Annotated in this window: 8 protein-coding genes and 1 pseudogene; 1 reads left to right on the top strand and 8 read right to left on the bottom strand. The window is 65.8% G+C overall.

The genetic code is table 11. The features are described 5' to 3' along the window. The 5 genes and pseudogenes from DBR23_RS25770 to DBR23_RS25790 form a co-directional block, all read right to left on the bottom strand. Positions 1-434 (bottom strand): annotated as a pseudogene (locus tag DBR23_RS25770) (hypothetical protein); the annotation flags it as partial. 96 nt (positions 435-530) lie between these two features. Beyond that, positions 531-782, bottom strand: a complete 252-nt coding sequence (locus DBR23_RS25775; protein WP_108499985.1) for a hypothetical protein — start codon at positions 780-782, stop codon at positions 531-533. Between the two features lie 17 nt (positions 783-799). Beyond that, positions 800-2,353, bottom strand: coding sequence for a DUF4331 domain-containing protein (locus tag DBR23_RS25780; RefSeq protein ID WP_108499986.1), 1,554 nt, complete (start codon positions 2,351-2,353; stop codon positions 800-802). 149 nt (positions 2,354-2,502) lie between these two features. Then, a complete protein-coding gene (locus DBR23_RS25785; RefSeq protein ID WP_108499992.1) occupies positions 2,503-3,294 on the bottom strand; it encodes an anti-sigma factor domain-containing protein in 792 nt (263 codons plus the stop codon). 7 nt (positions 3,295-3,301) lie between these two features. Then, positions 3,302-3,877: an RNA polymerase sigma factor gene (locus DBR23_RS25790; protein ID WP_108499987.1), complete on the bottom strand. Its 576-nt coding sequence runs from the start codon at positions 3,875-3,877 to the stop codon at positions 3,302-3,304. Positions 3,878-4,122: 245 nt separating this feature from the next. Here DBR23_RS25790 and DBR23_RS25795 point away from each other — a divergent pair, with 245 nt between their 5' ends. After that, positions 4,123-4,536 (top strand): cytochrome c family protein, encoded by a 414-nt coding sequence (locus DBR23_RS25795; RefSeq protein WP_108499993.1) that lies wholly within the window; start codon positions 4,123-4,125, stop codon positions 4,534-4,536. Positions 4,537-4,551: 15 nt separating this feature from the next. Here DBR23_RS25795 and DBR23_RS25800 read toward each other — a convergent pair whose 3' ends face one another. The 3 genes from DBR23_RS25800 to DBR23_RS31830 all read right to left on the bottom strand — a co-directional run. After that, entirely contained in the window at positions 4,552-5,718 is a 1,167-nt protein-coding gene (locus DBR23_RS25800; RefSeq protein WP_108499988.1) for an alpha-hydroxy acid oxidase, read from the bottom strand. A 142-nt stretch (positions 5,719-5,860) separates the two neighbouring features. Then, complete coding sequence (locus tag DBR23_RS25805) at positions 5,861-8,149, bottom strand: diguanylate cyclase domain-containing protein (RefSeq protein WP_108499989.1); 2,289 nt, start codon at positions 8,147-8,149, stop codon at positions 5,861-5,863. Positions 8,150-8,233: 84 nt separating this feature from the next. Continuing rightward, positions 8,234-8,462: hypothetical protein (locus tag DBR23_RS31830; protein WP_233250750.1), on the bottom strand; the 229-nt coding region annotated here is incomplete at its 5' end.

An 8,462-nucleotide genomic window follows, 5' to 3' on the forward strand; every position in this document is an offset into this window, starting at 1 on the left:
GCCTCATAGCGCGCGGCCACACGCTCCAGCGTGGCCAGCGTGAGCCAGCCCTGCACCTGTGCGGGGTTGGTTTGCAAGGCGCGCTCCAGCGTGGCGCGCGCGGCTGAAAATTCATGGCGCCCTTGCTCTACGGTGGCCTGCAACACCAGCAGATCGGCCGGGGCGTCCGCCTGGCTCCACCAGCGTGCCAGGGCCGCCTGTGCCCGGCCCAGGTAACGCGGGTCCGCCGTCTCGCGTGACAGCGTGATCCAGCGCCGGGCCGTGGCGGCAGCAGCCTGGGGCGTGGCGGGGGCTGCGCTCACACGCTCGGGCAGACGCTCGACCACATCGGCATCGAGGCCAGGTGGCAAGTCCTGCGGCAAGGCCGCCAGGGCCGCGCCCGTCCAGAGCACCAGGCACAAGGCCACGCACACACAGTGATGAGGTTTCTTCATGGGCTCGTGACAACAGCGGATATCGAAAGAGACACAATCACCCACGCACGCCCTGGCCACACCCCTTCAGGGCGCAGCCAGGACATCGCGCAAGGGTCAGAGCCGCGAATCGGGCTCTTCAGCCTCGGTGCTGGACAGCACCAGCTGGTCCACCGCTTGAGGCTCGGCGGTGTCCGACGCGCCGCTGGCCACAATGGGCTGCACATACGCGAACGCATTCACCATCACGGGGCCCCCATTGCCAGGGTCTGCCGTGTTGTCGCCGCTACCGCCCCCGCCGCAACCGGTGATGGCCAATGCCGCCACCGAAGTGAGGGCCAGGTGCTGAATCCGAAGGTTCTTTTGCATGGTGTGGCTCCTTCGGATCAGAAGTTCTTGGCACCAGGCAGCGGTGGGTTCACATACGGAAACGCCGTACGGTAGTCCGTCGCCTTGGTGCGCGAGCCGTCCACAAACGCTACCCCTCCTGCCGGGGCATCACCCGGCTTGCAGCCCACCTTGAGCGTGTCCGTGGCACCCGTCACCGTGCACAGCGCACCCATGGCCACGCGCAGCGATACGTCCACCACGTCGTCGCCCAAGCGGCGGCCGTTCGGGAAGCCGGCCGCATCCCCTGCCACCACCCCCAGCGAGTTCTGCGCAACCGCAGCCGTCGCGGCAATGCCGGTGTTCAAGCGCAGCATTTCGGCCAGGGGGCCGCCGGCACCCAGGCCGGTGATGTTGCCAGGGCGATTGACGGTGGGCAGCCCCGTGAGGAAGGCCGTCATCAGGTCGGTGCGCGGGAAGTTCGTGGGGGCCTTGGCGCCAAACAGCGTCTCGACCAGCGCGGGCAGCGTGGGGTGCGTCACGTAGTCCGCAAAGTTGGCCGCATCATCCTTGGGCTTGGATGCGTTGAACTTGTCCTTGTCCTTGAGGCCAATCACCACCTCGTTGACCAGCGGCATGCCCAGGCGCGAGACCTGCGTCCATGCGCCACCGGCCTTCTCGCTGGCCTGCAGGCCCGAGTCTGGCTTGCCATTGAGCAAGCGGGCCTGGCGCAGGCTGGCAGTGGTCCAGCCGCCGATGACCTTCTCGCCCGATGCAGCAGTCAGGCAATTGGTGGGCACTTCCACCGCGAGCGACGTAACGTTCTTGTTGGCAATCTGGCCCGCGCCGAAGGCCGCAGCATTCGACTCGCTGGTAATGACAGCGGCAGGGGCATTCACCAGATCAAAGATGGTGCCCAACGACACGGGGAACGGGTCCTGCCGCTGGCCCACAAACACCTTGCCGGGGGTGGCGCAGCCGGGGATGTTGATGCCATACACATACTTGCCGGCATAGGCGTCGTAGGCGGCCGCATTGCCCAGCGATTTTTCACCGATGTAGTCGATGGGCTTGGTAAAGGTGGTACCCCCACCGGCCATGGTGATCTGCTCGCGCTTGCCGGTACGGCGGTCACCGCGCACGATGAACATCTCGTACTCTTCGCGGTAAGCCAGCGGGTCGCCCGCTGCGCCGCTGATACCACCGGCGTTGCGCAGCGGAATGGCCACCTTCTTGCGGGCACCATCAGGACCGATATCGAGCGTGATGCCGTTGCCACCGTTGTTCAGCGTGTTCTTGAAGCGGAACTGAAAGGTGATGTCCTCCGCTGCGTCGCCGTTGTTGTCGATGTGGATCTCGTACAGCGCATTCGAGTCCAGGCTGAAGTAGTTGGGGCCGCCATAGGCATCCTGCAGCGGCAGGTAGTTGGCGATCATGGTGACAAAACCCGCTCGACCCGGTTCGTAGCTGTTGAACAGGTAGAAGTCACTGCCGTCAACCTTGGGCTGGGTCGTGATGAACGGCGCCTCGCGGTGGCTGGACGCCAGACTAACGCCCGCTGCGCTGGCAGCCAGAACAGCCAGCACGGCCAGACTGATTTTTTTCAATGGCATGGGGATCTCCTCGTAGGTGGATGGTGGGGTGCCAAGCACCCCACCTTGAATACGACGAAGAGAAACCCGTGGATTCAACGGTGGCGACTATTCTTTTCTTTTGCCACCGGTTCTTCCAGACCTGTAAGCAACTGCCTGGAACCCGGGTGTCAGGTGGCCTTGCGGATCAGAGCGCCCTTGAACAGCACCGGCCCGGTCGGGCCTGTGGCGCTGGGCACACCACCCTTGGGTTCCAGACTGATGGCCAGCGTGGGGACTTCTTTCACATCGCCCTCCTGGGCCACCAGCTTGAGCAGCTTGTCCTGCCCCAGCACGCCCAATGAGCGCGGGCCACCCGCGGGCGGCAGCGCCCACAGTTGCAAGGACTTGTCCGTCCCTTCCTGGAAACCGCCCACGCGCTGCAGCACGAGCTGGTTGTTCTTGGGGTCGAACGTCACCAACATCGACGCGTCGGCCTTGTCATCGGCCAACACCGCCACGTACTGGATCTGGGGTGTGGCTTGTAGTTGTTGCTGCAGTGCGGCGATCTGCGCGCCCGTGGTGGCACGCAGGCCTCCATTGACCTGCACGCCCACCACCACAGCCGCCAGCGTGGCGATGGCGCCCGCAGCCGCCGCACCGCGCCACACCAGCAGGTTGCGCCACCAGCCGCCTGGGGCCTCTGCGGCCTGGTGCACACGGGCAGCTTGCATGGCGGACGCAGCCCGGTCGGCCTGCACCAGGTTGTCGATGCGCGTCCACACGGCGGGCGCGGGGTGGATGGCGGGCTGCAACTCGGTCAGGCCGGACCAGCGGGTCTGCCAGACCAGCGCTGCAGCGCGCACGGTGGCGTGTTCGCGGGCCAGGCTTTCAAATCGGCGGCGGGCGCCGCCACGCAGTGTGCCCAGGGCGTAGCTGGCAGCCAGGCGGTCGAGCAGTTCGGGGTGTTGGGTAATGTTCATGGCAACCTCACGCAAAACGCGCCATGCAGGTGCGCAGCTGTTCCAGGCCCCGGCGGATCCAGGTCTTGACGGTGCCAAGCGGCAGCTTGAGTTGCTCGGCCAGCTCGCCGTGGCTCTGGTCGCGCAGGTAGGCCAGGCTCACTACCTCGCGCTGCTTGTGATCGAGCTTTCCCAGGCAGTGGTGCAGCGCAAAGGCCTGCTCGCTGGCATCGGCGGCGTCCATGGGGTTGGGCATGTCGCCCTCCAGCGTCTGCGCCATCTCGTCATCCAGCTCGTTCATCAGATCGGACCGGTCGGTGGTGCGCTTGCGCAGGGCATCCAGCGCCCGGCTGCGCACGATCAAACCCATCCAGGCCATGGGCGGACTCAGCGATGCGCGGTAGTTGCCCGCGCCGCGCCAGATGGTCAAAAACGCATCCTGCAGCACATCCTCCGCCGCATCGCGGTTGCGAACGATGCGCAGGGCCAGGCCAAAAAGCTGCGACGAGGTGCGCTCGTACAGCTTTTTCAGCGCGGAGTCGTCCTGCGCGGCGATGCGGTCTAGGAGGTCCATCAGTTCACTGTCTGGGTGGAGGGTGCTCATGCGCCCATTGTCTTGGATTGATCGGGTTGGCAGGCCTTGCGGGGCTTTGCTGTAGGTGAATACGCCACAGCAGGCACTTTGGATGTCGCCGGACACAAAAACAGTGCCCTGGCTCCGTGAATTGGTGTAGTCGAGTACCGGGCACCCCAACCGCGACGGGCATGAATCCAGGCGGCGGGATCGTCCGTACTGCAAGAGTCACCTATGCCCACAACGCTCGCGCTTTCCACCCCATGCTGCCCGCCATGCCTCTGTCTCGCCCACTGTTCCCTGTTCATTGGGTTGCCGTTGCGGCCACCTTGCTGTGGGGGGCTCACAGCCCCGCCGCGGCCCAGTCGGTGGAGCGTGGCGCTGCGCTGTACGCGGCGCATTGCAGCAGCTGCCACAGCCCGGACCAGCATGGAGACGGCCCGGCGCACCGGGGCGTGGTGGGGCGCCGCGCGGGCGCGCTGAAGGATTTTGACTACTCGCCCGCGCTGCGCGCAAGCAAGCTGCTGTGGACGCGTGCCACGCTCAAGGCCTGGCTGACCGACCCCGAGGCGCTGATCCCCGGACAGGGCATGGACTACCAGCTCGACGATGCGCAGGGCCGCGAGGACGTGGTGGCCTACCTGGCCACGCTCAAGCGCCTGCCGGCGCCGACGACGGCCGCGCGGTAGAGGGCTTTCAGCCGCTCAGGCCGTGGGAAAGGTACCGGGCAGCAGGATCGACGAATCGACGTTGTTGATGTTGGTATGGCCACAGAACGCCATGGTGATGTCCAGCTCTTTCTGGATGATCTGCAGCGCACGCGTCACGCCCGCCTCGCCGTAGGCCCCCAGGCCGTACAAGAAGCTGCGGCCAATCAGCGTGCCCTGCGCGCCCAAAGCGCGGGCCTTGAGCACATCCTGCCCGCTGCGGATGCCGCCGTCCATCCACACCTCGATGTTCTTGCCCGCTGCCGCGGCAATGCCTGGCAGTGCGGCAATGGAGGATGGCGCGCCATCGAGCTGGCGCCCGCCGTGGTTGCTGACGATCAGTGCGTCGGCACCGCTGTTGACGGCCAGGCGCGCATCTTCGGCGTCCATGATGCCTTTGAGGATCAGCTTGCCGCCCCAGCGCTTCTTGATCCACTCCACATCACCCCAGTTGAGCTGCGGGTCGAACTGCTCGGCCGTCCACGACGACAGCGACGACAGATCGCCCACACCCTTGGCGTGGCCCACGATGTTGCCGAAGCTGCGGCGTTTTGTGCCCAGCATGCCCATGCACCAGCGCGGCTTGGTGGCCAGGTTGATGAGGTTGGCGATGGTGGGCTTGGGCGGGGCCGAGAGGCCGTTCTTGATGTCCTTGTGGCGCTGACCCAGGATCTGCAGATCGAGCGTGAGCTGCAGCGCCGAGCAGTTGGCCGCCTTGGCGCGGTCGATCAGGCGTTCGATGAAGTCGCGGTCCCGCATCACATACACCTGGAACCAGAACGGGTGGCGGCCCGTGTGTTCAGCCACGTCTTCGATGGAGCAGATGCTCATGGTCGAGAGGGTGAACGGGATGCCAAACGCCTTGGCCGCCTTGGCCCCCAGGATCTCGCCGTCGGCATGTTGCATGCCGGTGAGGCCGGTGGGTGCAATGGCCACGGGCATGGCCACGTCCTGCCCCACCATGGTGGTGCGGGTCGTGCGGCCTTCCATGTTCACGGCCACGCGCTGGCGCAGCTTGATGCGCTGGAAGTCGCTCTCGTTGGCGCGGTAGGTGCCCTCGGTGTACGAGCCCGAATCGGCGTAGTCATAGAACATGCGCGGCACGCGGCGCTGGGCAATGACACGCAGGTCTTCGATGCAGGTGATTTTGGACAGATTGGGCACGCAGGCTCTCCAGGATGGGGAATGCGCCGAATGGTAGGCGGTGGCGGGGGGGCCAGCCATCAAAATTTTTTCGACGGCTTGCAACAAATTTCCAGCGACGGACAACGCCATGCCACCCGGACGCCCGAGTTCAGCAGGTGGACTACTGGGCCGCGGCCACTTGAGAGGGCTCGGGCAAAACCACCTCAGGATCTGCATCCGGGCCCTGGTACAGCATGAAGCGCATGCGCCCGCCGCGTTTGGCCGCATACATGGCGCCGTCAGCATGGCGCGACAGCTCATCGAACGTGCTGCCGTGCTGCGGGAACAGCGCAATGCCGCCGCTCACGCCCACCCGCACCGGCTGCCCAGCCAGATCAAATGCTGCGTCGCAGGCCGCCAGGATCTTGCGCGCCACCAGGCAGGCGGGCTCCACCCCATCCAGCCCCGGCAGCAGCACCACAAACTCATCGCCCCCCTGCCGGCACACCGTGTCGGACGCACGCACCGCTGCCTGCAGACGCTGGGCAAACTGCACCAGCAGGACATCGCCCACATCGTGGCCCAGGCGGTCGTTGACTTCCTTGAAGCCATCGAGGTCCAGATACATCACCGCCAGCGACTTGCCGTCACGCCGTGCCTGGGCCATGGCCAGATGGGCGCGGTCCTGCAGCAGCACGCGGTTGGGCAGGTCGGTGAGCGCGTCATATTGCGCGAGGTGGGACATGCGCTCGGCCATGGCCACGGCCTCGGTCACATCGCGCAGCACCGCCACTGCGCCCGTCACCGCGCCATGGCGGTCGGTGATGGCACTGGCCGTCTCCTCCACCTGGAAGCGCTGGCCGCTGGTGCGGTGTACCAGCACGCCCCGCACGGGCTCTGTGGCCGCGCCTTGCTGAATCGCGGTGCGCAAGGTGTTGGGCATGGGCTCGTCGTTGTCGGGGCAACGCAGGCTGACCACTTCGTCTGCGTTGTGCCCGGCCGCATCAAACGCCTGCCAGCCCGTGAGGCGTTCGGCCACGGGGTTGAGGTAGGTCACCATGCCTTTGGCGTCCGAGCAGACCACGGCATCGCCGATGGATTGCAGGGTGAGGCGCACGCGCTCTTTCTCGTCGAACAGCTCGTTCTCCATGCGCTTGCGCTCGGTGATGTCCGTCACCTGCACAAAGAGCCCGGTGACCACGCCGCGCGCGTCGGTGTCAGGCAGGTACGAGACGATGCTGTGACGCGGCTGACCCCGTGCGTCCTCGTCCGTTCGCTCAAAGCGCTGTGGCATTCCTGCCAACGCCAAGTCGTAATTGGGCTTGCTGGCCGCATAGCGGGCCTCGCTGAGCAGCTCGCTGATATGGCGGCCCCGTACCGGTGCCGGGTAGGTGCCGAACTCCTCCAGCGCCGCACGGTTGGCAAAGCGGTTGTGCATGCTGGCATCCCAGTAGGCAATCATCGAGGGCACGTTGTCGAGCGTCGTGCGCAGGTCGTGTTCGGCCTCGGCCAGGCGCGCGGACACCTGCTGGCGCAGCAGGAGCTCGCGCACAAACATCAGGGCCAGCCCCAGGCTTCCCAGCATCAGCAGCACGGCAAAGCCGCCCAGCACCCAGGCACTGCGGCTCCACTTGGCCAGGATGGTCTCGGTGGACTGCGCCACGTTCAGGATCAGCGGGTAGTTGCCCACAGGCCGGAAGGAGTAGAGGCGCTCCACGCCGTCGAGCGCCGCCTTGCCCACAAAAGAACCCGTGCCCTCCTTCTGAAAGCGCAGCAGGTTGGGGGAGCCGGCAATCGTTTTGCCCACATCCGAATCACCGTACGGAAAGCGGGAGATCACCACCCCGTCCTGACGGAACATGTTGATACCGCTGTTCGGGCCCAGGTCCAGCGAGCCGAACAGTTCGTTGAAGTAGCTCAGGCGGATGGCGCCGACCACTACCCCGGCAAAGCTGCCGTCTGCGTTGTAGTAGCCCCGCGAGATGGGCAGGATGTTCAGGCCCGTCACCCGCGAAGGCACAGGCTTGCCGAAGAACAGCCCTTGTTCGCCCCGGTCGCGGAAAGCCAGAAAGTAGTCGCGGTCGGCAAAGTTGACCCGGCGGGGGGCATTGGAGCCCGAGTCCAGGATGACATTGCCTTGCGCGTCCAGCACCAGAACATCACCCGCGCCGCGCGCGCGCAGCGAGTTGTCAAACACCACCCGCGAGCGCAAGTCGGGGGGCAACGCCCACACCTCGGGGCGCGACACCTCGCGGGCCACGCCTTCCAGGGATTTATCGAACGAGTCCAGCGACCAGGCCAGGCCCTGCTCCAGGGTGCGGGCCAGGTTGGCGTTGGTTTGCACCGCGTAGCTCCACTCGTCGTTGCGAATGGTCCAGATGGTGCGGGCGAACAACGCACCAATACCCAGAGCCACCAGCAAAGCCAGCCAGATCAGGCGGTGAGAGAAAAACTGGCGAAGCGAGGGCATAGGGATAGTTTGTAACTATTTTAAACAGTCGCCTGAACCGGGACTTAGCCCGAATTCACACCGTATTCCTCGGATTTGTCAGCGTCAATGCGCACCTGCCCGGGTGGGCGCTGCCACCACACCGGCACCACGCACCTCCAGCCGGACTTCGTCCAGCACCTTGCCCTGGGCATCCGTGATCTGCACGACATGCCGCCCAGGCCACGGCATCCAGGCCACCCGAGGCCCCCGGCCCAGGGTTTTGCCGTCCAGCCGCCACTGCACTGCATCGCCCGTGGCGGTGAACTGCAGGCGCTGTCGCATCGGCGGGATG

Source organism: Acidovorax sp. HMWF018 (genome assembly GCF_003061035.1).
GTDB classification, from domain to species: Bacteria; Pseudomonadota; Gammaproteobacteria; order Burkholderiales; family Burkholderiaceae_C; genus Acidovorax; species Acidovorax delafieldii.